This window comes from Akkermansiaceae bacterium (assembly GCA_017798145.1).
Classification (GTDB): Bacteria; Verrucomicrobiota; Verrucomicrobiia; order Verrucomicrobiales; family Akkermansiaceae; genus Luteolibacter.
The window spans coordinates 2,502,042-2,526,589 of sequence record CP059069.1 but is presented as its reverse complement, the minus strand read 5'-3'; the positions used below and the strand labels follow the sequence as shown (position 1 = coordinate 2,526,589).

At 62.4% G+C, this 24,548-nt stretch carries 25 protein-coding genes; 15 read left to right on the top strand and 10 right to left on the bottom strand.

The annotated features are described in order from the left end of the window. Window positions 1-2: 2 nt before the first annotated feature. The 4 genes from HZ994_10770 to HZ994_10755 form a co-directional block, all read right to left on the bottom strand. Complete coding sequence (locus HZ994_10770) at window positions 3-635, bottom strand: c-type cytochrome (GenBank protein ID QTN32793.1); 633 nt, start codon at window positions 633-635, stop codon at window positions 3-5. Between the two features lie 18 nt (window positions 636-653). Continuing rightward, complete coding sequence (locus tag HZ994_10765) at window positions 654-806, bottom strand: hypothetical protein (protein ID QTN32792.1); 153 nt, start codon at window positions 804-806, stop codon at window positions 654-656. Between the two features lie 114 nt (window positions 807-920). Further along, on the bottom strand, window positions 921-3,416 hold the full coding sequence (gene ccoN, locus HZ994_10760) for a cytochrome-c oxidase, cbb3-type subunit I (GenBank protein ID QTN32791.1): 2,496 nt from the start codon (window positions 3,414-3,416) through the stop codon (window positions 921-923). A gap of 33 nt (window positions 3,417-3,449) precedes the next feature. Next, window positions 3,450-3,599, bottom strand: coding sequence for a hypothetical protein (locus HZ994_10755; protein ID QTN32790.1), 150 nt, complete (start codon window positions 3,597-3,599; stop codon window positions 3,450-3,452). 126 nt (window positions 3,600-3,725) lie between these two features. On the opposite strand from HZ994_10755, the gene HZ994_10750 reads away from it, so the two are divergent. From HZ994_10750 to HZ994_10735, 4 genes are all read left to right on the top strand, one after another. After that, window positions 3,726-4,319 (top strand): class I SAM-dependent methyltransferase, encoded by a 594-nt coding sequence (locus HZ994_10750; GenBank protein ID QTN32789.1) that lies wholly within the window; start codon window positions 3,726-3,728, stop codon window positions 4,317-4,319. Between the two features lie 70 nt (window positions 4,320-4,389). Then, window positions 4,390-4,749: a hypothetical protein gene (locus HZ994_10745; GenBank protein QTN32788.1), complete on the top strand. Its 360-nt coding sequence runs from the start codon at window positions 4,390-4,392 to the stop codon at window positions 4,747-4,749. Between the two features lie 95 nt (window positions 4,750-4,844). Then, a complete protein-coding gene (gene nrdR, locus HZ994_10740; GenBank protein QTN32787.1) occupies window positions 4,845-5,336 on the top strand; it encodes a transcriptional repressor NrdR in 492 nt (163 codons plus the stop codon). 22 nt (window positions 5,337-5,358) lie between these two features. Beyond that, window positions 5,359-5,913, top strand: coding sequence for a hypothetical protein (locus HZ994_10735; protein QTN32786.1), 555 nt, complete (start codon window positions 5,359-5,361; stop codon window positions 5,911-5,913). Here the strand turns inward: HZ994_10735 and HZ994_10730 are convergent. Further along, entirely contained in the window at window positions 5,901-6,458 is a 558-nt protein-coding gene (locus HZ994_10730; GenBank protein QTN32785.1) for a hypothetical protein, read from the bottom strand. The two genes, HZ994_10735 and HZ994_10730, sit on opposite strands and share 13 nt — an antisense overlap. A 99-nt stretch (window positions 6,459-6,557) precedes the next feature. Here HZ994_10730 and dcm point away from each other — a divergent pair, with 99 nt between their 5' ends. Then, window positions 6,558-7,820 carry a DNA (cytosine-5-)-methyltransferase gene (gene dcm, locus HZ994_10725; GenBank protein QTN34372.1) on the top strand — a complete coding sequence of 421 codons (1,263 nt, stop codon included), beginning with the start codon at window positions 6,558-6,560 and terminating at the stop codon, window positions 7,818-7,820. Here the strand turns inward: dcm and HZ994_10720 are convergent. After that, window positions 7,793-8,500: an Eco47II family restriction endonuclease gene (locus HZ994_10720; GenBank protein ID QTN32784.1), complete on the bottom strand. Its 708-nt coding sequence runs from the start codon at window positions 8,498-8,500 to the stop codon at window positions 7,793-7,795. The genes dcm and HZ994_10720 overlap by 28 nt on opposite strands. 152 nt (window positions 8,501-8,652) lie before the next feature. Here HZ994_10720 and nirK point away from each other — a divergent pair, with 152 nt between their 5' ends. The 6 genes from nirK (at window position 8,653) to HZ994_10690 (ending at window position 14,410) form a co-directional block, all read left to right on the top strand. Continuing rightward, entirely contained in the window at window positions 8,653-10,083 is a 1,431-nt protein-coding gene (nirK, locus tag HZ994_10715; protein ID QTN32783.1) for a nitrite reductase, copper-containing, read from the top strand. A gap of 95 nt (window positions 10,084-10,178) precedes the next feature. Further along, window positions 10,179-10,898 carry a formylglycine-generating enzyme family protein gene (locus HZ994_10710; GenBank protein ID QTN34371.1) on the top strand — a complete coding sequence of 240 codons (720 nt, stop codon included), beginning with the start codon at window positions 10,179-10,181 and terminating at the stop codon, window positions 10,896-10,898. Further along, window positions 10,895-11,479, top strand: coding sequence for an SCO family protein (locus HZ994_10705; protein QTN32782.1), 585 nt, complete (start codon window positions 10,895-10,897; stop codon window positions 11,477-11,479). The genes HZ994_10710 and HZ994_10705 overlap by 4 nt, the downstream gene beginning before the upstream one ends. Then, window positions 11,476-12,729, top strand: coding sequence for a hypothetical protein (locus tag HZ994_10700; protein ID QTN32781.1), 1,254 nt, complete (start codon window positions 11,476-11,478; stop codon window positions 12,727-12,729). The genes HZ994_10705 and HZ994_10700 overlap by 4 nt, the downstream gene beginning before the upstream one ends. 6 nt (window positions 12,730-12,735) lie before the next feature. Then, window positions 12,736-13,908 (top strand): NnrS family protein, encoded by a 1,173-nt coding sequence (locus HZ994_10695; protein QTN32780.1) that lies wholly within the window; start codon window positions 12,736-12,738, stop codon window positions 13,906-13,908. Window positions 13,909-13,990: 82 nt separating this feature from the next. Further along, window positions 13,991-14,410: an Rrf2 family transcriptional regulator gene (locus HZ994_10690; protein QTN32779.1), complete on the top strand. Its 420-nt coding sequence runs from the start codon at window positions 13,991-13,993 to the stop codon at window positions 14,408-14,410. Window positions 14,411-14,429: 19 nt separating this feature from the next. Here HZ994_10690 and HZ994_10685 read toward each other — a convergent pair whose 3' ends face one another. The 3 genes from HZ994_10685 to HZ994_10675 all read right to left on the bottom strand — a co-directional run bounded on the left by HZ994_10685 (window position 14,430) and on the right by HZ994_10675 (window position 16,688). Further along, window positions 14,430-14,771, bottom strand: coding sequence for a hypothetical protein (locus HZ994_10685; GenBank protein QTN32778.1), 342 nt, complete (start codon window positions 14,769-14,771; stop codon window positions 14,430-14,432). Between the two features lie 83 nt (window positions 14,772-14,854). Then, entirely contained in the window at window positions 14,855-15,853 is a 999-nt protein-coding gene (locus HZ994_10680) for a D-2-hydroxyacid dehydrogenase (GenBank protein QTN32777.1), read from the bottom strand. A gap of 7 nt (window positions 15,854-15,860) precedes the next feature. After that, window positions 15,861-16,688 (bottom strand): polyphosphate kinase 2 family protein, encoded by an 828-nt coding sequence (locus tag HZ994_10675; GenBank protein ID QTN32776.1) that lies wholly within the window; start codon window positions 16,686-16,688, stop codon window positions 15,861-15,863. A gap of 98 nt (window positions 16,689-16,786) precedes the next feature. On the opposite strand from HZ994_10675, the gene HZ994_10670 reads away from it, so the two are divergent. The 4 genes from HZ994_10670 (at window position 16,787) to HZ994_10655 (ending at window position 22,702) form a co-directional block, all read left to right on the top strand. Further along, window positions 16,787-18,349, top strand: coding sequence for an HD domain-containing protein (locus HZ994_10670; protein ID QTN32775.1), 1,563 nt, complete (start codon window positions 16,787-16,789; stop codon window positions 18,347-18,349). A 15-nt stretch (window positions 18,350-18,364) separates the two neighbouring features. Further along, on the top strand, window positions 18,365-20,455 hold the full coding sequence (gene ppk1 / locus HZ994_10665) for a polyphosphate kinase 1 (protein ID QTN32774.1): 2,091 nt from the start codon (window positions 18,365-18,367) through the stop codon (window positions 20,453-20,455). 200 nt (window positions 20,456-20,655) lie between these two features. Then, window positions 20,656-21,279: a hypothetical protein gene (locus HZ994_10660; GenBank protein ID QTN32773.1), complete on the top strand. Its 624-nt coding sequence runs from the start codon at window positions 20,656-20,658 to the stop codon at window positions 21,277-21,279. Window positions 21,280-21,394: 115 nt separating this feature from the next. Further along, on the top strand, window positions 21,395-22,702 hold the full coding sequence (locus tag HZ994_10655; GenBank protein ID QTN32772.1) for a hypothetical protein: 1,308 nt from the start codon (window positions 21,395-21,397) through the stop codon (window positions 22,700-22,702). A gap of 56 nt (window positions 22,703-22,758) precedes the next feature. On the opposite strand, the gene HZ994_10650 is transcribed toward HZ994_10655, so the two are convergent. Further along, on the bottom strand, window positions 22,759-24,495 hold the full coding sequence (locus HZ994_10650; protein QTN32771.1) for a flavodoxin domain-containing protein: 1,737 nt from the start codon (window positions 24,493-24,495) through the stop codon (window positions 22,759-22,761). Window positions 24,496-24,548: the final 53 nt, after the last annotated feature.

Below are 24,548 nucleotides of genomic sequence, written 5' to 3'. Positions count from 1 at the left end.
CCTCACTCTGCGAACTCCGCCTTGTTTTCGCTGATTATGAAAGCGGTGAGCTCGGCGACCTGGACGGGGGGCATTTTCAGGCCCCAGGCTTCCATCTTCGCGCCGTTGTGGCCGGGCGAGTTGGCGGGGGTGCCTTCGTTGATGATGCGGAAAATGTCCATGGGTTTGGCTCCGTATTTCCACTCGCCGTCGGTGAGCGAAAGGCCGGGGAGGGGGACGGACTGGCCTCCGCCGATGTCTATCTTTGCGGCGAGATCCTGGCCGTGGCAGGCGATGCAGTTCTGCTGATAAATGGCCTGGCCGGAGGCGACGCGGGAGGCATCCGTGGCCCATTCGTTGACGAGGGCCTCGTCGGTGAGCTTGGCGAGCATTTCGTCGAGCGCCTTGGCCTTCGCATCGGCGATGACGGCCATGGCGGCATCGATCTTTTCCTCATCGGTCTGCGAGAGGCCGAGGTTGTAGTAGGCGAACCACCAGACGACGAAGAAGATGTTGCCGGCCAGGAAGATGACGAGCCACCAGTTGGGAAGCTTCTGGTCGTATTCGCGGATGCCATCGTATACGTGGTCGCGGAGCACGACCTCGCCTTTCTTTTCTGCGAATTGGGCGCGGCGGATTTCGGGTTCGTTGGACATGGTGGATGGGGGCAGGGGTCAGTCGAGCGGGATGCGGGCGAGTTTCTCGCGGCGGGATTTCGGGAGGCGGATGGCGCGGATGGAGACGAAGAGGAAGACGCCGGCCGTGATGGCGAAGGAGATGATGGGGACGATGGCGGCCCAGTGTTCGTGGATGACTCGGTGGAACATGATCGTGTGGATGCTGGGGTTCTGAAAACTGGAAGCGGAATGGGCGGCGGCGAATGCTGGTTGGATGCGAAGCCTTCTGGCTCGGACGGAATGCTATGGAGGAAGACGCTGAAATTACCGGGCTGAGGTGGCTTCGGGGGCGGGTTCGGGGGTGCGGCGGGTTTCGCGGAGGGAGTCGGGGTCGTTGATCTTCTTGAGCGGGGCGCTGGCCTCGTAGGTGCCGAGTTTCTGCATGTAGGCGATGAGGGCCACTACCTCCGTGTCCGCGAGGCGGCGCGTGAGCTGCTCTTCGGTGAGTTCGCTTTCATCGGGGAGGAAGGCTCCGGCTTTCACGAGTGCGTCGCTGATTTCCATGGCCTGGTCGCGGGCGGATTGCTCGATCTCGTCCTTCGTCATGGCGGGCCATGGCACGCCGAGCGCGGACTGGGCGGCGATTTTCTTCGGGAGCGACTTCAGGTCCGCCTTTTTCGAGAAAAGGAATGCGTAGGGCGGCATGTTCGAGCCGGGGGATGTCTGGCGGGGATCCCAGAAGTGGTTGAAGTGCCAGAGGTTGTCACGCTTGCCGGAGCGCATGGTTTCGGAACCTGCGGCGAGCGCACCGCCTTCCCGGGCGAGGTCTGGGCCGGTGCGTTTCGATCCCCACTGGTGGGGGTGATCGTAGAGGGACTCACCCATGCGGGAGTATCCCTGCTCCTCGGTTGGGCCGTATCGGAGGACATCCGGGACGAGGGTGCGTATCATCTGCGAGTGGCAGTTGTAGCAGCCCTCCGCGACGTAGATGTCGCGGCCCGCGAGCTCGAGCGGGGTGTAGGGGAGCTGGATGCGATCCTCCATGTTCGTGGACTTGTTCACGAGGAGCGAGGGGATGATCTGCACCCCGCCGCCGATGGCGACGGCGAAGAAGATGAGGACGGTGAAGGGAAGGTAGTTTTCCAGCAGGCTATCGAAGTAGTCGGACCAGGATTTCGTTTCCTTTTTGAAGAGCAGGAATCCCTTTGCGAAAACGATGACGGCGACGACGAGCGCGGCCTTGTCCGCGTGGGGCGGCAGCAGGAACCAGAGGATCATGAAAGCGATGCCGGAGACCGCATAGACCACGGGATCCTGGCGCAGTGCGGTGCCGATGCGGAGCTTGTCCTTCTGCTCCTTGGCAAGGACGTTGACCTCCACGGTGTCGTCGGTGGCTTTCCCGGAACGGGCGGTCATGAAGATGTTGAATGCACAGAGGATGAAGCCGAGGAAGTAGAACGTACCGCCGATGGAGCGGAGGATATACATCGGGTTGATTTGCTTGAGGGTCTCGACAAACTCGTATTTCAGTGTGGCACCGCCGGGATTGGTCTCGGAAAGCATGAGTCCCTGGGTGATGCCGGCGACCCACATGGAGGCGACGTAAAGGAGGATGCCGACCAGGCCGATCCAGAAGTGCATGTTGGCGAGCGAAGTGGACCAGAGCTTGGTTTTCCAGAGGCGCGGGGCGAGCCAGTAGAACATGCCGGCGGCCATGAAGCCGTTCCAGCCCAGCGCGCCGGAGTGAACGTGGCCGACGGTCCAGTCGGTGTAGTGGGAGAGGGAATTGACCGCGCGGATGGAGAGCAGCGGGCCCTCGAAAGTGGCCATCCCGTAGAAGGTGACGGCGACGGCGAAAAACTTGATGACGGGATCGGTGCGGAGTTTGTCCCATGCGCCGCGCAGTGTGAGCAGTCCGTTGAGCATGCCCGCCCATGATGGCGCCCAGAGCATGAGGGAGAAGAGCATGCCGAGCATCTGCAGCCAGCGCGGCAGGGCGGTGTTGAGCAGGTGGTGGGGGCCGGCCCAGATGTAGATGAAGACGAGCGCCCAGAAGTGGATGATGGAAAGCCGGTAGGAATACACCGGGCGATCCGCCGCCTTCGGGATGAAATAATACATGATCCCGAGGATCGGGGTGGTCAGGAAGAAGGCGACGGCGTTGTGGCCGTACCACCACTGGACGAGGGCATCCTGCACCCCGCCGAAAATCGGGTAGGAGTGGGTGAGCGAGGTGGGGATGGAGAGGTGGTTGACGATGTAGAGCATCGCGATGGTGATGATCGTCGCGATGTAGAACCAGAGGGAGACGTAGAGTGATTTCTCGTTGCGTTTCGCGAGGGTCCAGAAGAAATTCGCGCCGAAGACCACCCAGATGAGGACGACGCCGATGTTCAGCGGCCAGATGAGTTCTGCGTATTCCTTGCCGCGGGTGAGGCCGGCGGGAAGGGTCAGCGCGGCCCCGACGATGATGAGCTGCCAGCCCCAGAAATGGATGGCGGAAAGCAGGTCGGATGCGGTGCGGCATTTGCAGAGCCGCTGGGTGGAGTAATAGACGCCCGCGAACACCATGTTCCCGACGAAGGCGAAGATGACCGCATTGGTATGGAGCGGGCGGATCCGGCCGAAGGTGATGTAGGCGAGGCCTTCGCCCTTGAAGAGGCCGAAGGTGATGGTTTCCAGGAATTTCCCGTTCATCTGCCACCACGAGAGCTGGGTGGCGGCGAGGACGCCGACGAGCATCCCGACAATGCCCCAGAAGATGGAGGCGTTCATGAAGCGGCGGACGGTCTTGTCGTCGTAGGTGATTTCGGTGGTCATGGGAGAATGGGGAAGGGTGTCAGGAGTTAGGGGTCAGGAATTCCGGTTGTCGGAGTCGAGGGGTAGGAGGGAATCGTGTTCGAGGCTGGAACGGCGGGAGCGGCGCGACTCCACCGCGAAGCAGACGACGAAAAACGCAGCGAGGCAGGTGCTGACGAGGATGGTGATGGCGAGTGCGTCCACGGGGTGAGTGGAGCAAATGCCCGGGAAACGCGCATCGCACGGCTTGCGTTAGACTGCGCGTATCTTCCGCAGGGGGGGGATTTTCGGATGGCCAGAGGCGGAAAGGGTCGTGAATCTCGGTGGCGGATGATTCAGCGGCTCCCATTTTCCCACGAAGGCATAGACGGCGATGTCCGGCGGCTGCGGGTGCTTCTGGGCGAGGTGTTCACGCTGGCCGGACTGCGCTTTTCCGGAAAACTGGTGGTGCTGAACCTTGCCTGCGGGCGGGCGGATGAGACCGGGGTGCTGGCGGCGGCGGTGGCACCGGCGGAGATAGGGTTTTACCTCGGTATGGACCTGCGCAGCGATGCGATCGGGGAGGCGAGGAAACGCTGGGAGCTGCCGGGCGGTGAGATTGATTTCCGTGAGGGCAACGCGGCGATGATAGGCCGGATGGAGGGCTTGCCGGAGTTCGATATCGTTTTCATCCGCCACCAGAACTACTGGCATGAGCCGATGGTCTGGGAGGGCATCCTCGACGAGGCTTTGGCGGCGCTGAAGGACGGCGGCCATCTCGTATGCACGTCGTACTTCGATCTGGAGCACGAGCTTCTAACGGCAAGCATGAGGGAGAGAGGTGCGGTAATGCTTGCGAATCTCCGCAACACCAGCTCGCGCGACCTGCCTGATGCGGAAGGGAAGAGCGTGGATAGGTGGGTGGCGGTGTGGGGGAAGGCTTGACGGAAGAAAACCGAGGATTCCTGCTTGTTGCCCCATCCTGATAATCTACCGTAATGTCACTATGGGATGGATGAGAACAATTTTGCTGGGTGATATCGGGAACAGATTGGACATTGCGGATGCGGAGAGGGAAATCTCCATGGTGCGCGCCGCCCATGAGAGGAGCGCCAGCAAAATCCGCAGCCGTGATCAGCAGATCGACGCCATGCGGGATGAAATCGGCAGGCAGAAGCTTGCGATCCAGGCGCTCACACGTTTCCTGGTGGATCGGGAAATTGTTTCCGCCAGCGAGTTGGCTGACTTCATCCGCGAAGTCGATGACGAAGACGGCGTGGTCGATGGGAAGATGTCCATCGACCCTGTGAAGAAGGGGCTGGTATTTCCAAAGAAGGACATCGAGGACGGCACATTCAGGAAGTCCCATCCATAGGAAAAATTCGCGACATACTAAATATGCCGTAGTTTTTGAATTGACGGTGCCATATCGGGTGGTACGGTGTGGCGCATTGTTTCACGTTCCCAACTATGCGTTGCGTCCAATGCGGTTCCCTAAAAGACAAAGTCCTCGACTCGCGTTCCTCGAAAGATGGGACGACGATACGTCGTCGTCGGGAATGCCTGAAGTGCGGCTACCGCTACACGACCTACGAGCAGATCGAGCGCACCGAGCTGCGGGTTGTGAAACGGGACGGCACGCGCGAATCGCTCCACCGGGAGAAGCTCATGGGCGGGCTGGTCAAGGCCTGCGAGAAACGCCCGGTTTCCATGGAGCGGCTCGACAGGGCGGTGGAGGAAATTTTGACCGACCTGCACAAGGATCATCTCAGCGAGGTGCCGTCCGCATCGATCGGCGCGAAGGTGATGGACAAGCTCCACCAGATCGATCCGGTGGCGTATGTTCGCTACGTATCAGTGTATCGGCAGTTCGAGAACGTCAAGGAGTTCATCGACGAGATCCAGTCGCTCTCACGCCGCGCCGCGCGCGACACCTTCCAGCGCCGCCTTTTCAAGGAATGAACCACCCGACTTCCGTCACATTTTGATCTCATTCATCGGCAACCGCCCCGCGCTGCAGATCGGCACCCACCAGGTGCTCGATTACGATACCGCGTGGCTGGAGGACGCGCTGCGCCGCGCGGCGCGTGCGGCGGATCACGAGGATTTCCCGCTGCTTTCGGAAATCACGAACGGGGTGGAGCTCTACCTCGAGCACAAATGCGCGTTGCGCCTCCTGCACCTGGAGGAGCTTTTCGAGCGGATGCGCAAGATGCTGGTGAAGATGGGTTGCGAACGCATCGCCGAGAAACTCGAGCCGCTGGCACCGCCGCTCACCGTATCGCTCATCCACGCGGCCAAAGCCGCAGGGAACGGCTTCGAGCTGGCGTTTTTCGAGAACATCCGGTCGGAAATCTCCGAGCTCCGCCTTGCGGGTGCGGAGGACATCCGCTTCACCGGCCTGCGCGAATGCACCATGATCCTGCGCGGCGAGACCAAGTGGAACAAGGGCTGCGACCTGCTGCTCGCCGAGATCGAGGCATTCCTGAATGGCTGCGGGCGAGAATCCCGCATAGCGGCCGGCCATCAGGCTGTGTAGCCAAACCTCGCATCGAGGAAGTCCAGCAGATCCGCCCTTGTCCCGAAGCCATGTCTCGCGCTCCGGGGCGCATCCAAGGCTACGCCCCAGCGGGCACCGAAGCCTTCCGGTTCGATGATGCGGGACGGTATGCCGAGATCCCTCGCCTCCTTGGCGGCATCGCCGTTTTCCCCGCCCGCAAAGAGGAGCGCATCCGCCCAGTCGAGCAGGTGCGGCGTGATCCGACCGGGTGCGACGTACCTTGCGAGGGCGACGCCCATGAGATCCTGCGCCAGTTTCCACTCCACCTTGTCCGGGAACCGCTCCGCGAGATTCGCCACTGGGGATGGCAGGATCACGATCGCAGGGATCCGGAGCTCGACACAGGCCCGTAGGAAAACGAGATCCGCCCCCGGCGCCGCGCCACACATCGCGGTCATCCGGGCCCCGAGCAACGTTTTCATTTCCGATAGCCCTGCGGACAAGGCGCGGCGCAAACCGGCAGCATCCGTCACCCGGCATTGTCCGGTGAAGCCCAGGATCTTGATTTCATCCGTCTCACTCATCTCCGCACATTCGCACCTGGTCGCATGATCCGCAACCCGGAGGAACATGGAACCCCCGAATGCCTTGCCCTTGAGAGGGCATCGCTGCTAGGAAACCCCATGCCAAGCGAACAGCCCCTGTATTCCGTTTCGGAGGTCGCTGACATTTTCTCGGTTTCCAAAGCTGTCGTGGAATCATGGGGGAAATCCGGCAAGCTCACCGCGCGCCGGGAGGGGCGTTCCGGCAAGCGCATCTATGCGGCGGAGGATGTCCGCAAGCTCGATCCGCAAAACCCGTTTTTCCACACCGGCACGCCGACGCCACGACCCGTGCCGCTGCGGCCTTACCGGCTCATCGAGCTTTTTGCCGGCGCCGGCGGGCTGGCGCTCGGCCTTGAGCGTGCCGGAATGCACTCCCTCATGCTCAACGAGATCGACAGGAATGCGTGCGCCACCCTCCGCGCCAACCGCCCGGATTGGTATGTGATCCAGGGCGGCGTCGCCAACATCGACTTCAAGGCCTACCAAGGAAAGGCCGACATTTTGGCAGGAGGCTTTCCTTGCCAGGCCTTCAGCTACGCGGGCAGGAAGCTCGGTTTCAAGGACACGCGCGGCACGCTTTTCTACGAATGGGCGCGCGCCATCGACGAGACGAGGCCCGCGGTGGTCGTTGCGGAAAACGTGCGCGGCCTGCTGCGCCATGATGGGGGCCGCACGCTGGAAACCATGCTCGCCGTCATCCGCGAGCTCGGCTACTCGCCGCTCGAACCGCGCGTCCTGAAAGCGATCCATCACCGAGTGCCGCAGAAACGCGAGCGCCTGATCATCGCAGCCTTCCGCAACGATGTTGCGTGCCATGCGGGGTTCGGGTGGCCCGTCCCCGAGGGGAAAATCTACACCGTCCGCGATGCCTTGAAGCGCGGCGAGCTGTTCCCCAGTGACGTGCCGGAATCTCCCGGCGAGCGCTACACGGTAGCGAAGGCAAAAGTCATGGGGCAGGTGCCGCCCGGCGGTTACTGGCGGGATTTGCCCGAAAGCGTCCAGCGCGAGTATATGCAGAAAAGCTTTTTCCTCGGCGGAGGGAAAACCGGCATGGCCCGGCGCATGAGCTGGGACGAGCCATGCCTGACGCTCACCTGCTCGCCCGCGCAGAAACAGACCGAGCGCTGCCACCCGGAGGAGACCCGCCCCTTCACGATCCGCGAGTACGCCCGGATCCAGACCTTTCCCGACGATTGGGAGTTCTCGGGTTCCAGGTCATCGGTTTACAAACAGATCGGCAACGCCGTCCCGGTCAACCTCGCCGAGGCGCTGGGACTGTCCATCGTCGCCGCGATGAACCGCATCGAGGCGGCTCAGGCTCCGAAGGCGTTGCTGAAATAGGCGTTGAGTGCCGCGCGGTCAGCGGCATCGGTTTTCCTGTCCGTGATGCCTTCGACGACTTTTGGCAGCACAGCGAAAAGCTGCCCGAGAGCATCTTTCTCACCCGTCACCAGCTCGTAGAAACTCGCGCCGTCGATCTCGCGGATCAGCTCGTTCTCGGGCACCTTCGCGCCGGTTTCCTTTTCCGAAGGCGTGAACGGGCGGTCGAAACGCTCCGGCGATTTCGGGATGACCGTCACGAAATACGCGGTGTAGCCGTGGTAGCGGCTCGCCTTCTGCATGACGAGCTTCTCCAGGTTCGAGTATTGGTCGGAGCGCTTGCCGCCGCTGAGGGTGTTGTGCTTGTTCTTCACCTCCGCGATGACCCTGTGCTTTTCGGAAACGAGATCGACGACCGAGCCGGTGTTCATGTTCTCCCAGCCCGCCACCGATCCCAGGATGTTCTGGTGGAATCCGCCGATGTGGTTTAGCAAGGTCTTCTGCGCCTGTCGCATCAGCTCGCTGTTCACCCAGCCCGCATGATCCATCCCGAAGCCCGCCATCTCGAACATCGCGGCAAAAGGGTCGATCACGTTTTTCCCGAACTCCTTGCGCTGCGCCTCCACAGCCTCCTCCGCCACCGTCAACAAGTGGCTCACCTCGGCCACCAGCGCGGCATCATCCAGGAATTTCACCAACATGCCCGCACCATAGCGCAAGGACGCTCACGGACAATCCGATTGTTATCGCACGACCGGCACTCACGATTCACAGGCATAAAAAAAGAACAAAAGTTATTTTGTTCTTTCTTTCTTCGGGTGAATTGTGCAGATTGGAGCCGAAACCGAACACCATGAAGCCCATCGCCCGCCTCCTTCCGCTCCTGATCCTAACGACCCGCCTTCTCGGGGAAACGCAGACCGCGCCTTCCGAGGCGGAAGACGCCCCGCTGAAGGGCGAGGAAGTCGCCGTGCTCACGGATGCCCCGAACGTCCCGCCCCGGATCACCCGCGACCACCCGACCCGGGTGAAGGTTGATCTCGAGGTCACCGAGGTGGTCAAGCGCATGGCCGATGGGGTCACCTACACCTTCTGGACCTTCGGAGGCAGCGTACCCGGCAAGTTCATGCGTGTCCGCCAGAACGACGAGGTCGATTTCACCCTGAAAAACCACCCGACGAGCAAGATGCCGCACAACATCGACCTCCACGCGGTCACCGGCCCGGGCGGCGGGGCGAAAGCGACCTTCACCACACCCGGCCACCAGACGAATTTCACCTTCAAGGCCATCAATCCGGGACTCTACATCTACCACTGCGCCACCGCCCCTGTCGGCATGCACATCGCCAATGGAATGTACGGCCTCATCCTCGTCGAGCCCATCGGCGGGCTGCCCGAGGTCGACAAGGAGTTCTACGTCGTCCAAGGCGACTTCTACACCACCGGGAAATACGGTGAAGCCGGACTCCAGGGCTTCGACATGGAGAAGGCCATCGCGGAAAATCCCGATTACGTCGTCTTCAACGGCTCGGTAGGATCGATGACCGGTGAGAAAGCCCTTGTTGCCTCCAAGGGTGATACAGTCCGGCTCTTCGTCGGCAACGGCGGCCCCAACCTCGTTTCGTCCTTCCATGTGATCGGCGAGATCTTCGACCGGGTTTACCACGAGGGCGGCAGCAGGATTCAGGAAAACGTCCAGACCACGCTAGTCCCTGCCGGCGGCTCCGCGATCTGCGAGTTCAAGCTTGAGACATCGGGCGATTTCATCCTCGTCGATCACTCCATCTTCCGCGCCTTCAACAAGGGAGCCCTGGGTATCATGAACGTCCCCGGCGAGGCGGACCTAAGCGTTTTTTCCGGCCAGAAAAGCGACACGGTCTATCTCCCCGAGGGAGGCGCGATCCAAACCATCCCGTCCGATGCCGTTGCAGCGCCCGCCGCCGCCAACAAGGCGGAGCGCATCACCGCAGGCAAGGCCATCTACGCCGCGAACTGCGCCGCCTGCCACATGCCTGACGGCAGCGGAGTGCCCAAAGCCTTCCCGCCGCTCGCCGCATCCGACTACCTCAACGAGAACGTGGATCGCTCCATCGCAGTGGTCATCCACGGCCTTGAGGGCAAGATCAAGGTCAACGGCCAGGACTACGAGTCCATCATGCCAAGCCTCGGCCTCAACGATGAGAACGTCGCCAATGTCCTCACCTACGTTTACTCGGAGTGGGATAACAAGGGCATCGAAATCACCCCGGAACAGGTCGCGAAAATCCGCGCCGCCGGAAAATGACCGGAGACACCGAGATGAAATCCGCAGCCCTTTTCCTGTCCCTCGCCACCTGCACCCTGCAGGCGGAAGAGGCGGGGAAAAACATCCCGCCGGAAATGGCAAGGGTGGAGGGTGGCAGCTATCTGCCCATGTTCGGCGAGCGCGGGAAGCCCCGCACCGTCGCCCCATTTCTTCTGGATCGCCGTCCTGCCACCAATGCGGAATTCCTCGAATTCGTCCGCGAAAACCCGAAATGGCGGCGCTCGCAAGCCAGCCGCCTCTTCGTCTCCGAAGGCTACCTCTCCCACTGGGCAGGAGACCTCGCACTTGGCCCGGGTGCGCCAGGGGACGCCCCGGTCGTCCAGGTGTCTTGGTTCGCCGCCCGTGCCTACCTCAAGGCTTGCGGCAAACGACTGCCCACCGAGGACGAGTGGGAATTCGCCGCCCGCGCCGATGCGACCCGCGTCGATGCCACCATGGATCCGGCATTCCTGAACCGCATCCTCGGATGGTATGGAAAGCCCAATCCACCCGTCCTCCCCGCCGTCACCACCGCCGAAACCGATTTGCGCGGCATCACCGGCATGCACGGACTGGTCTGGGAATGGGTCTCCGATTTCAACAACCAGATGGTCACCGGAGCTGCCCGCAACGACAGCTCCCTCGATCGCTCGCTGTTCTGCGCCGGCGGTGCGCTCAGTGCCACCGATGCGGTCAACTACGCCGCCTTCATGCGCCTCGCCTTCCGCTCCAGCCTTGGCGGCAATTTCACGGTCGCCAACCTCGGCTTCCGGGGCGCTCGCGACCTGACAGTTCCAAGCCCAGCAAGACCATGAAAGCCGTGACACTCCTATTTGCCCTCTCCGCAGCCATCCACGCCGCACCCTGCTGTGTGGAAAAGGAAGCCGCCGCAGTCCACGCCACGGAGTCCATCTACCAGCTCGATGCAACCTGGACAAACCAGCACGGCAAGCAGATGTCCCTCGCCGACCTCAAGGGCCGCCCCGTTCTCATCACCATGGGCTACGCCACCTGCAAATTCGCCTGCCCGCGCCTCGCCAGCGATCTGATCGCGATCGAGAAACAGCTTTCCGCCGATGAACTTGAGAAACTCGCGGTCGTCTTCGTCTCCATCGATCCCGCGCGAGACTCCCCGGCGCAAATCAAGGCGTTTTTCGACGAATACAAGGTATCCCAAACACGCTGGCACGGGCTGCGCGGCGACGCGGACTCCATCCTCGAGCTCTCCGTCGCCCTGGGCATCCGCTACCGCAAAACCACCGAAACCGATTTCGCCCACTCCAACATCATCGCCCTGCTTTCCCCCACCGGGGAAATCCTCCACCGCCAGGAAGGGCTGGGAGCCGATCCCGCCGCAACCCTCGCCGCAATCCGCAAAATACCGGTAGCCCCATGAAAACCCTTCCCTTGCTGGCATTCATCGCCTCAGCTGCCCAGGCCGGGACTCCGCCGGGAAACCCCGCCATCACCCCGCCAGCCGGAGAGGATTGGATCAAGCCGCTCATCGACATCCGCGCCCGCTACGAATACGCCGATATCGGATCACCCGCCCTCGGTTCCGCAAATGCCCTCACCTTCCGCGAGCGCATCGGCCTGGAAACACGCCCCTTCCGCGGTTTCAGCACCCTGATCGAAGGCGAGTTCCTGCAGGCCGCATGCAATAACTACGATTCCGGGCCCGGAGCCTCCACCCACCCCGACAACCCCGCCCTCACCGGAATTTCCGATCCGCGGACCAACGAACTCAACCAGGCATTTCTCCGCTACCGCGATGAGGAAACCACACTCATCGCCGGCCGCCAGCGCATCATCCTGGACAACGCCGCGTTTGTAGGGAACGTCGTCTGGCGCCAGAACGAGCAGACCTACGATGCCCTCAGCATCACCAACACTTCCATCGAAGACCTCACGCTGTTCTACGCCTGCGCCAACCGCGCCAACCGCATCTTCGGCTCAGAAGCCTCCGGTGCCCTGAAAGCATTCGAGGGCGACATCCACCTCCTCCACGCCGCCTACACCGGCTTCCGCGATGCCACCCTCACCGGCTATATCTACCTGATGGATTTCAACCGCACCTCCGCCAACGCGAACTACATCAGCAACAACACCTACGGCATCATCGCCAGCGCACCCGCCGGACCGTTCAATCTCTACGGCGAGCTCGCCCTCCAGACGGACGTTTCCGGCTCGCCCGCAGCCAAGCCCGGCCGAACGCACTACGCCCATTTGAACGCTTCGATGAAAGCGGGGGAAAACACCTTCACCCTCGGCTGGGAATGCCTCGGCGCGGACTTCGTCACCCCGCTCGCCACCGTCCACGCCTACAACGGCTATGCCGACGCCTTCATCAACCCCCGCATCGGCCTCGTCCGCAACCCCGGCCTCAACGACATCTACCTCACCCACGCCGTGCCGATGCCCATCCTTGGCATCGGGCTTTCACAAAGCCTCCACCTCTTCGGCGACAACGATTCGAACTTCGATTTCGGCTGGGAATACGACACCACCCTCACCAGGAAATTCAACGACAACCTCCTCGCCATCGTGAAATGCGCCTGGTTCGATTCATCCGGTGCGGGCACTGCCGCCAACCCCGCCCCCTTTGATACCACCCGCCTTTCCATCGAGCTCAACTACCACTTCTGACCCGCCGTGACGCATCCCGCAGCGGCGTGGTTCAGCCGCCCCGCCGCAGAACCCTTCCGCATCTTTTTCCCGCTCGGGCTGCTCGCCTCCGCCATCGGCGTGATGCTCTGGCCTGCCGTTTTTGCGGGATGGATCGGCTACTATCCGCTGGAGGCGCACAGCCGATGGATGGTCATCGGGCTTGGCGGCTGCTTCATCACCGGCTTTCTCGGCACAGCCGGCCCGCGATGGATCGGCACCCGCCCTTTCCGCCGCGACGAGCTTTTGCTCTACCTCGCCCTCGCGCTATCGGTGATGGCCGCGCTTTCCCTGGACCGCATCCCTGCCGCAGACATTCTCTCCTCCGCCTGGCTCATCGGCTTGCTCGCGAGCCTGCTCGGACGGTTTTTCACAGCCCGCCGGGATGTCCCTCCCCCCGGCCTCCCGCTCGCGATCCTGGGTCTCGCCGGGGCCGCCACCGCCGCGCTCGCTTCCGGTCTCGGGATAACTACTACATTTCCAGTAAACCAATTCCTGCGCCTGCTTCATTTCCAGGGTTTTCTCTGGCTGCCCATACTCGGGGTCGCCCCCTATCTCCTGCCCCGCTTCTTCGGGAAAAGCTCCCTGCATTCCTTCGAGGAAAGCCTCACGATCCCCGCCGGCTGGCACCGCCCCTTTCTGGAATCCCTCGCCGCCGGCCTGCTGCTCATCGCCAGCTTCGCCCTCGAAGCATGGGGCATCCCCGCCGCCGGCATGATGCTCCGCGCCGCCACCGTCACCCTCCACCTCGCCCTCTCCGTCCCCGGGCTCTTCGCATGCGGCAGATCGAACGGCCTCGGCTTTGCCGTACGTTGTTTCGTCCCGTGCGCCGCCGCCGGATGGCTGCTTGCCGCATGGTTCCTGCCGCAGCGCACGGGCATGTTGCACCTCATGTTCATCGGTGGCTGCGGCCTGCTCATGCTGGCCGCAGCCACCCGCGTCATCCTCGGCCACAACGGACGCCATGACCGCCTCGCCTCGCCGCTGCGCTGGTGTCATGCCCTATGGTTTCTCGTTGTTTTCACCGCCGCCACCCGCCTCAGCGCGGAGTTCATCCCGGCTGTGCGCGTCTCACACCTCATCCACGCCGCGCTGATGTGGATCGCTGCCCTCGCTTTCTGGGCCTGGAAAATCCGCCGCGAACTCAACTCCCCCGGATGAAACCGGCGCAGGGCCGAGATCAAGAACGAGATTTCTTGATTGTGCCCAGTCCCACCGCAGCCATGTTGAGCCGCAACCCACCATGTTCGGATACGGAAAAATGAGCGGTTGCGCCGTCGCAGCGGTAAGCGCACTTGCGGAAGTCCACGGGCAGGGGCTCACCCTGAGCTCCGCCGAGATCGCTGCCAGCCGCAATTTCTCCCAAGCCCTCGTCGCCAAGATCCTCACGCGGCTTTCCCAGAAGGGATTTGTGGTCGGCACCCGCGGCCCCGGGGGCGGCTACCGGCTCGCGATGGATCCGGGGAAAGTCACCCTCCACCAGATCGTGGAAGTTTTCGAAGGCCACCGTGACACCAGCGGTTGCCCCTTTGGCCCGGGCTGGTGCGGAACGGGCGATCCCTGTCCGCTCCATGACGCCCTCGTGGCCATGCAAAAGAATATGGAGGCCAAGCTCAGGAAGCTGACCTTCAAATCCTTCATCGCCCACCCGAAGGGCGGTTGACGCGCAACGCGAAGGATTCTCAATCCTTGCGCTTGCGGGTGATCACGCGCGAGCTGTCGCAGGGAACGGCAAAGCAGACGAAACAGCAGCAGGCGGATAGGCCGACCGCCAGCCAGCTTTCGCCGCCCCGGTCGAGCTGTTGGGCGAACTCGAAGTATTCGTTGTGCCGTGGCGAGGGGAAAAGGAACGCCGGTAGGGTGAGCAGTGCGGTCACCAGCAGGGCGGGAACGCTCAGCGCGATGAGGCAGACTGCGTTGCGGCGGTTGAACCGGGCGGTGACCAGCCGGATAGGGCCGGTGAGGAACCGGAGAGTCGGCTTGCTTGGCACGGCCCGGAACTCGGGGACAGGGTGAGTGTTCATGGGACACACACGGATACACGCGATCGCGTGTATCCACAAGATTTTTTAAAAATCTATTTTTGCTGATATTCAGGGCGGCTCGCTCAATATCCCTTCCGCCCGGAGACCGCGTTCTTCAGTGGAAGCCCTTTCGAGAAACGCTCCAGATTGCTGGAAATCAAGGCTTTCTGCCGATCCGCCTTTGCCTCCGAGATTCCGGCGACGTGCGGTGTGATGATCACGTTCTTCATCTTCCAGAGCGGATGATCCTTGGGGAGTGGCTCGGGATCGGTAACATCCAGCCCGGCTCCGGCGATTTTTTTGCCATCCAGCGCTTTGACCAGCGCGGCGGTGTCCACGACCTTGCCGCGCGAGACGTTGATGAGATACGCGCCGGGCTTCATCTTCGCGAATTGAGCCGCAGAGATCATGCCTATTGTCTGAGGGGTCTCCGGCACGCAGCTCACGACCACATCTGCCGCGGCGAGGAATTCATCGAGCTCGTCCGGCTTGCCGCTGCCCCTGAGGGTGCCGGTCAGCGGGATGTCGCCCGGGTTGATCGCATACACGTCCATGCCGAAGGCGTGGCTGCGCTCCGCCACCTGCACGCCGATCCCACCGTATCCGATGACGAGCATGTTCTTGCCGCGCAGCTCGGTCATGGGCAGCCCGCCCGCGCCCCGTTTCCACTCCCCTGATTCCTGCGCCCGTTGGAAGGCGGCCATGTTCCGCGTCAGCCCCAGCAGCAGCGCGAAGGCATGGTCCGCGATCTCCGGCCCCTGGTCGATCTTGAGGCTGGTGATGGCAACCGAGTCGTCCCTGAGCTTCGGGAGATCGGCATATCTGTCTATCCCTGCGGAAAAGATGTGCACCCACCTGAGCTTCGCGCCGGCATTCATCAGCGCCTCGTTGGGCGAGCCGATGTAACCCTCAGCTGCGGCGATTTTTCCCAAGGCATCCTTCCCGTCGGAATAGCCGACGAGACTGAGCGAGGGGTTTGCCTCGGCCACGGCGGCGTAGTCCCCCCTGATTCCCTCCGGCAAAAGGATCACCTGAGCTTGGGCGTGGGATAGCAGCGCCAGGGTGACGATCCACGTTTTCATAGGGCTTTCAGTCCTCCACGACCATGCTTGAGGGATCCCAGCTTATCGGGGGGAAATCCATTTTCAGCTTCTTTAGCGTGTCGACCATGATCCTTGCGACGACTAGGTTCCGGTACCATTTCCGGTTCGCCGGGACGACATACCAAGGCGCATGTTGCGTGGAGGTTTTGCCTATGATCTCCTCGTAGGTCTCCATGAACTCGCACCATAGTGCGCGGTCCTTGAGGTCGTCGGGGTTGAATTTCCAGTGCTTGTCCGGGTTCTCCAGGCGCGATTCGAGACGGGCCTTCTGCTCGTCCTTGGAGATGTGGAGATAGATCTTCACGATCGTCGTGCCCTCCTCGGCCAGCATCCGCTCGAATTCCACGACGTGGCGGAAGCGCTGCTTCCAAACCTTTTCCGGGAAAAGCTTCTTCACCTTCACCGCGATGATGTCCTCGTAGTGGCTGCGGTTGAAAATCACCAGCTGCCCGTTGCGCGGCACCTTGTCGTGGACACGCCACAGGAAATCGTGCGCCAGCTCCTCCTCGGACGGCTTCTTGAAAGACCGCACGTGGATGCCCTGCGGATCGATGCGGGAGAAAACGTGCTTGATGCAGCCGTCCTTGCCGCCGGTGTCCATCGCCTGCATGACCACCAGGATGCGGTGCTTGTTCTGCGCATAGAGCATTTTCTGGAGCAGCTGCAGCTCATCCTGCAGCTTGTCGAAGGCTGCGTAGCTCTCCTCCTTGCCGCCTTTCCCGAACAGCTCCCGCTCGTCCGAGTCGATCTTGCCCAGATCGACCTTGCTTCCGGGCTCGACCAAATATTTTTCCAAGGCTCCTCTGACTGGCATCGCCCCTTATCGCTTCCACAACTGGCCCTGACAAGCCCGGACTCATGCCACTCGTTTTCCGCATTGTAAAAAGAGACCATTGCACCTGAGATAGCGCCATGGTTGCCGCACGGAAGAAAAGGAACATCATCCCCGCAGATCCGGCCACCATCCTCACCGCCCTCCACATCGGCGCGAGTTCGGTGTCCATCATCATCGCCGAGCGAGACGAAAAGGGGAACCTCTCACCCATCGATTTCCTGGAGCAACCGGCGCCTCTCGCACAGGACGTATTCGGCGGGACCGTGGTCTCGAACGCCACCACCGAGCGCATCGTCTCCATCATCCGCGGCTACCAGCAAACGCTTTCCGAGCTCGGCCTCGACCCCCACAACCTCACCCGCGCCGTCGCCACCAACGTCCTCCACGAGGCGGCCAACCATGAGGCCGTCCTCAACCGCATCCGCATCGCCTGCGGCCTGCCGGTCTCCATGATCGACGACGGCGAGATGACCCGCCTGATCTACCTCAAGACCCGCCGCCGCATCCAGCACCTCCCGGCCATGAGCCAACGCACCGCGCTCGTGGTCCACGTCGGCCCCGGCAACACCCGCGCGCTGCTTTTCCAGGAAGGGCTCATCACCCGCTACACCAGCTACCGCATGGGCACCCACCGCACCCGCGAGGCCGTCGAGGCCTCCCACGCGGAGGGTCCCTCGTTGCTGCGCGTCATCCGCGAACACGCGTCCGGCAACCTCGGCCAGTTGCGTTTCGATTTCTCCGATGTCACCATCGACGGCATGATCCTCATCGGCTATGAGATCCAATCCGTTGCCTCGTCGCTCACGAAAAACAACGAGGCCTGCTCGTTGAAACAACTCAGGAAATTCACCTCGGAAACGGCGATCCTAAGCGACCTTGAGGCGGTGAAGCGCTTCCAGCTCGACTACCAGACGGCCGAGGCGCTTGTCCCCGCACTTGAGATCAACCTCGCCATCGCGGAAACACTGAACCTGAAGGAAGTCCACATCCCCACCTCGGAATACGAGCAAGGCCTGCTCCACGATCTCCTCGCCTCCCGGGAATTGAGCGGCTCGTTCGCAGCGGAAGTGCTGCGCTCCGCCCGCATCCTCGCCGAGCGCTACCAATCGGATCCCGGCCACGGCGAACACGTCGGGAAACTCTGCGAGCATTTCCTCAAGAACCTCCAGGATCTCCACAAGCTCACCGCCCACGATGCCCTGCTCCTGCAGGTCTCGGCCATCCTCCACGAGGTCGGCACCTACGTCAGCCCCCGCGCCCACCACAAGCACTCGGAATACATCATCCTGAACTCGGAGATCTTCGGTCTCGACCGGCTCGATGTCACCATCGTCGCGCTCGTCTCCCGCTACCACCGCCACTCCGGCCCCAGGCTCGACCACCCTTCCTACGCCGCGCTCTCCGTCGATGACCGCATCCGCGTCTGCAAGCTCGCGGCCATCCTCCGCGTTGCCGATGCCCTGGAGCGCACCCACGCCCAGCGCATTTCCAAGATCGAGATCTCCCGCACCGCCGACAAGCTCCGCATCCGTCTCCCCGGCCTGGAGGACGCCGCCATCGAGCGCCTCGCCATGGACTCCAAGGCCGATCTCTTCGAGCAGGTCTTCGGCCTCGCCGTGGTCATCGAGGAAGACATCTAGAAACCCGATTTCCCCATGCCCGAATACAACAACCGCGAACTCTCCTGGCTCGAATTCAACCAGCGCGTCCTCGAACAGGCGCAGCGCGAAAGCCTGCCCCTGTTAGAGCGCCTCAAGTTCCTCGCCATCTCCGCATCGAACCTCGACGAGTTTTTCCAGGTCCGCGTCGGATCGCTGATGCTGATGCGGCGCAGCGGCCGGAAAACCCGGGACAACTCCGGCCACACCCCGACGCGCAACCTCGCCGCGATCCGCGAGCGCGTGCTGAAAATGAACGCGGACCAATACGACCTTCTCAACCACACGCTCATCCCCGCCCTCGCCGCGAAGGGCATCGTGCTCCTCTCGCCCTCGCAGCTCACCGATTCCCAGCGCGCCCAGACGGCCATCGCCTTCGAGGACAACATCTCCCCGCTGCTCACGCCGCTGGCCGTGGATGAAAACGGCACCCCGCCCGCCGTCCCGGCGCTGCATATCGTGCTCGCCTGCCGCTTGGTCGATCCTGCGGACAAATCCACCCGCCACGTCCTCATCCCCATCCACGAAAACCTGCCGCGCCGCATCGCCGTCCAGACCGATGACGAAACCAACGCCTTCATCCTCATCGAGGATCTTGTCGCGACCCACGCGGACCGCCTTTTCCCAGGCGAGAACATCACCGCCACCACCGCCTTCCGCGTCACCCGCAACGGCGACATCGCCGTCCAGGAAGAGGATGCCACCGACCTCGCCGATGAAATGGAGGATGTCCTCATTTCCCGCCGTTTCGCAGATACGGTCCGCCTTGAGATCCGCTCGGACGCCCCCCGCGACCTCTCGCGCATGATCCGCACCGTCACCTCCTCCGGCACCCAGGAAATCTTCGCCCACGCCGGCCCGCTGGGGCTGGCCTCGTTCATGGAAATGGCCTTCCTGCCGGATTACGACCACCTCCGGGACGAGGATTGGCCCGCGCAGAGCTCGCCGTCCATCACCCCGGGTGCCTCCATGTTCGAGACCATCGCCGCCGGCGACGTGATGCTTTTCCATCCCTACGAATCCTTCGATCCCGTCATCCGTTTGCTGGAAGAGGCCGCCGCCGATCCGGATGTCATCGCCATCAAGCAGATCCTCTACCGCACCGCCCGCCAGTCGCGCATCATCGACGCCCTGATCAAGGCCGCGGAAAACGGCAAGCACGTCACCGTCCTCGTAGAGCTCAAGGCCCGCTTCGACGAGGCGCGCAACCTGAACCGCGCCGACGAGCTCCAGCGCGCCGGCGCCCAGATCGTCTACGGGGTGAAAAACCTCAAGACCCACGCGAAGATCTGCCTCGTCCTGCGCCGCGAGTCCGGCCATATCCGCCGCTACGTCCACCTCGGCACCGGGAACTACAACGAGACCACCTCCCGCCTCTACACGGACATCTCCTACCTCACCTGCAAGGCGGAGTACGGCAACGACGCATCGCTCCTGTTCAACGCCGTCACCGGCCGCTCAAAGCTCCTCCGCTTCCAGCGCCTCATCCCCGCGCCCTCCGCGATGAAGCCGCGCCTGTTGGACCTCATCGCCGGCGAGGCGGAGCGCGCCAAGCAGGGCCTTCCCGCCAGGATCATCGCGAAGACAAACTCTCTCCAGGATCCCGACATCATCGCCGCCCTCTACACCGCCTCCAAGGCCGGCGTGAAGATCCAGCTCAACGTCCGCGGGATCTGCTGCCTCGTCCCCGGAAAACCATTCTCCAAGAACATAGAGGTGGTCTCCGTCATCGATCGTTTCCTTGAGCACGCCCGCCTTTTCTACTTCCACCAGGGCGGCGACCCCCAGGTCTTCATCGCCTCCGCCGACTGGATGACGCGCAATCTCGAGAAGCGCGTCGAGCTGATGATCCCGATCGAGGAGAAAACCATCAAGCGCCGCCTGGTCCGCATCCTCGAGACCTACTTCCAGGACAACCAGAACGCATACCGCATCCTCCCCGATGGCAGCTCCCAGAAAATCACCCCCGCCAAAGGCGAAAAACCTTTCCGCGCCCAGGAGCACTTCTACCAGCAATCCCGCCGCGCCGCCAAAGCCCGCGAGCATGAGCGCTCGATGACCTTCGAGCCCCACGTGCCTCAGGAGTGAGAGTGGCGGCGATCTTCGGTCGCCGCCGTTCATGGAATGGCATCCAACCCTGATGCAGGGCGATGGTAGGCTTATCCGGAAGTCGCCCGGCGATGGGATGCATAACGGGCGTTGCCTACCCGAAGTCATGGTGCTATCAGGTCAGGTGACTTGAATGGGCGTTTCCCCGGATACGTCGAATCCCAAGACAGCCAAACACCATGAAAACTCCCGCCATGATTTTTCTCGCCCTGGCAATTGCTGCGGGGGCACATGCCCAGGAACACGCCCACCGGGCGAAGATCTTGGATCTTGAGGGGCAGACCCAGCTGACCCCAAGGTTCTCGGTAAGCGGGCCTCGCGCGAAGGATCAGGACAGTCGATACTGGATCGAGATCGAGGCGGAGATCGAGGTGGAGACCAAGGATCCCTCGGGCTTCATCCCCGAGCTTGAGACCAGGTGGTTCGCCGTCATCAAGGACAAGCACAGCGGCAAGCCGGTGCGACTGACGGGGAAGGCGACGTTCAGGAACATCCGCACCAAGGGCAATAAGGTTCATCTCAGCGCCTACATCGATCCGGACACGCTCGAGCGCCTGACCGGCGAAGACAAGCCGAAGGAAAGCGACATCGAGGGATACGCACTGGTCATTTCCGGGCCGGGCATCGTGACCGATGACCGCCACGCGGCTGGCCTCGTCATGGCGACAGCCGAGAAGGAAGCCAAGTGGTGGGAGGTTTGGGAGGGGAAAAGCATGGAGGACATGATCCTCCCCAAGAGCAAGACCCCGTTCGCGCCGCTTTGGTCCGACTATTACCCGGCGGAGAAGGAGCCGGTGCCTTGAGGGCACGCGCCGTGAACGAAACGTGTCCCGAGCCGGGTATGTTGAAAGCATGAATCCGCCATCCTTGAGGAAGTCCCTGCTCTTGCTGTGCCTTTGTGTCCCCGCACAAGGGGCCATGCCGCTCGAATCCTGGTTCGGTGCCGCCATCAAGGGGGACGACGCGCCGTTGGAGGATTCGGGGATCCCCGTTGCGGAAATCGCAAAGCGCAGGGATGAGGCTTTCGCGGCCTACAAGGCGGCGGCCACCGCTGCGGGTTTCGAAAATCATTTCACCCCCCCATTCCAGCTCCCCAAGGAAGGCGGCGAGATCAAACTGAAGCCCGGGAAATATCACATCTCTGAGGGTCTTGACATGCCCTATGTCGTCCTCCGCAAAGGAGAAAAGCCAGCCAAGGGCTGGCCGCTGGTCATCGCCATGCACGGCGGCGGCAGCACCGGGGACAAATTACCCACCCCCCACGCCTGGCCCGTGAACACACGGGAGTGGAATGCCCAGATCGGCCTCGCGATCAAGACCTACCCCACCGATGCCACCTACTTCGTGCCCCGCATGGTGAACGACAACCAGGGCCGCTGGTGGAAGGAATTCAACCACAAGGCCTTCAGCGCCATGGTGCGCCACGCCATCCTTTTCTGGGATGTTGATCCGAACCGCGTTTACATGCTCGGCATTTCCGAAGGCGGCTATGGCACAGAGGCCCTCGCCTGCCGGTATCCCGACTATCTCGCCGCCGCCAATGGCATGGCCTGCGGTTCCGGCACATCCATCCATGTGGAAAACATCCGCAACCTGCCCTTCCGCACCGACACCGGCGAGAACGACACGATGTTCGGCCGCATCCCCAACGCCATCGCCAAGCACAAACTCCTGGAGGAACTGCGTGAAAAGGATCCCGGCGGCTACGTGAATCACCTCGAAGTCCACAAAGGCCGTGGCCACGGCATCGACTACGCTCCCGGCCCGGCGTGGATGGTCCGGCACACCCGCAAGCCCCATCCCGACCGCGTCACCTACACGCTCTTCCAGCACGATGGGGTCAAGAACAGGGGAGCCTACTGGCTGCAGGCCACCAGCGACCTCGATAAGAAAGTGATCCATCTGGATGGGATCATCGACAAGGGCAAGAACAGCGTGGCGATCGCCGCCGGGGCGACTGTCGGAGACGAGAAAGTCCAGTCCGCGGATTGGCAGAAAGCCCTTGAGGATTCCGGCCCGACGGCCCCAGCCGGCGGCCTCAAGCTCCGCATCTGGCTCCACGAATCCCTCCTCGATCTCTCCAAGCCCGTCAGCATCACCGTCAACGGCAAGGAGGTCAGCTCCGTCGTCCCCAATCCCCAGCTTTCCATCCTTTGCGAGAGCATCATGCAGTTCGGCGATCCGGAATTCGCCTATCCCTGCCACGTGGATGTGACTGTGCCGTGATCCAAGGCACCCGGGAACCCGCTGCCACGCCGAACACCCGGCTCGCACGCCGCCCCTTAGTACACGTCCCTGAGGTAGCGCTTGTCCTTCTTGAGCTGCGCGATGAAGGCGGCGGCATCCTCATCGGAGAGCTCCCCGTGTTCCCTTGCGATGGTGAGCAGCGCCGCATCGACATCCTTGGCCATGCGCGAGGCATCCCCGCATACATAGAAGGCCGCGCCCTCCTGGAACCATTTCCAGATCTCCGCACCTTCCTTGAGCATGAGATCCTGGACGTAGACCTTGGTATCCTGGTCGCGAGACCATGCAAGGTCCATGCGGCTGAGCGTGCCGTCCTTCGCGTAGGCCTCCATCTCGTCCTCGTAGAGGAAATCGCTGCTCTTGTGGGGGTTTCCGAAAAACAGCCAGTTCCTGCCCTTCGCACCGATGGCCTTGCGCTCCTCCAGGAAGGCCCGGAAGGGTGCGATGCCGGTCCCCGGTCCGACCATGATGACGGGCACAGCGCCATCGGCAGGGAGGCGGAAGGCATTGTTGCGGTGCACGAAAACCCCGGGCTTGGAACTGTCCTGAGGCCGGTCCGAGAGATAGGTGGAGCAGATCCCGCCGCGCTGCCGCCCATGGCTGTTGTAGCGGACGATGCCGACGCAGAGATGCACCTCGCCCGGATGCGCCTTCGGGCTGGAGGCGATCGAATAAAGCCGCGGCTGGAGCTTTTTCAGGACGGAGACGAAATCCTCGCCGTCTGTGAAATCCGCCGGGTGGTCGATGACGAGGTCGATGAGATCCCGGCCCCAGCAGAAACTTTCGTAGGCCGCCTTGTCGTCCGCCTCGACAAGGGCACGCAGGAAGGGCGAGCCGCTACGTTTTTGCCATTTGCCGATCAGGGACTTGTTGATGTTGCCGATGTCGTAGTGGCGGATGAGCGCCTCGCGGAGAGGGACTTCCTCGCCGGTGGAGGTTGGCACGTCGCCGGCGCGGAACGGGAGTGCCGCAATGATTTCATCGACCACGCTCTCCGGGTTTTCCGGGAAAACGCCTAGGGCATCACCCACCTCATAGCCGAGGCCGGAGCCCTCGAGGGAAAGCTCGACATGGTTCGTCTGCTTCGCACCCGGGCGGTTGAGGTTGTAATTTTTCAGGACGGGGGAAGGGAAAGGTTTTTTCTTGGAATAGCCGCCCTCCTCGGTCTCGTCGGCGGCCACACCGTTGGATGCAACGGCAACGGCATCGGGTGCGAGGATGGCGATGACAGCCTTGGACCAGACCGCGTATGGCTCGTCCGGATCGACATCGACATCGACGCGGGCGAGGATGCGGTTTGCGCCGAGAGCCTCCAGGCGGGTGTCGAACTCGATCCCGCACTGGCAGAAATCCGGATAGGAGCTGTCGCCCAGGGAGAGCACGGAGAAATTGACGCCAGCGAGGCTCGGCGCAGCTTCGCTCATAAGCCATGTGTGGAACCCGAGGGCGGAGTCCGGTGGCTCCCCGTCTCCGTACGTTGAGGTGATTACGAGGAGGTTTTTCTCCTTGGCCAGGTTGTCCCTGTCGTAGGCGGCCATGTCCTGGATGTTCGGCTCGAAATTGCCTTTTTTCAGGGTCTTGACGAGTTTCTTGGCCAACCCTTCCGCAGTGCCCGTCTGGGAGCCGAAAAGCACCGTGACCGGCACGGCCGGGCCGGGGGGTTGCGGAGCGCCGGAAGCCTGCGCAAGCAGCTGGGCGATGTATGAGCCGAGCCATTGCCTTTGCTCGGGTGTGAAGGGTGCGTCGTCTGGTAACTGGAGCGGGGAGACCATTTCTCTGAGATGCCGGGGTTGGCCGGCAGCGCAACCTGTTCGCAACCGGGATG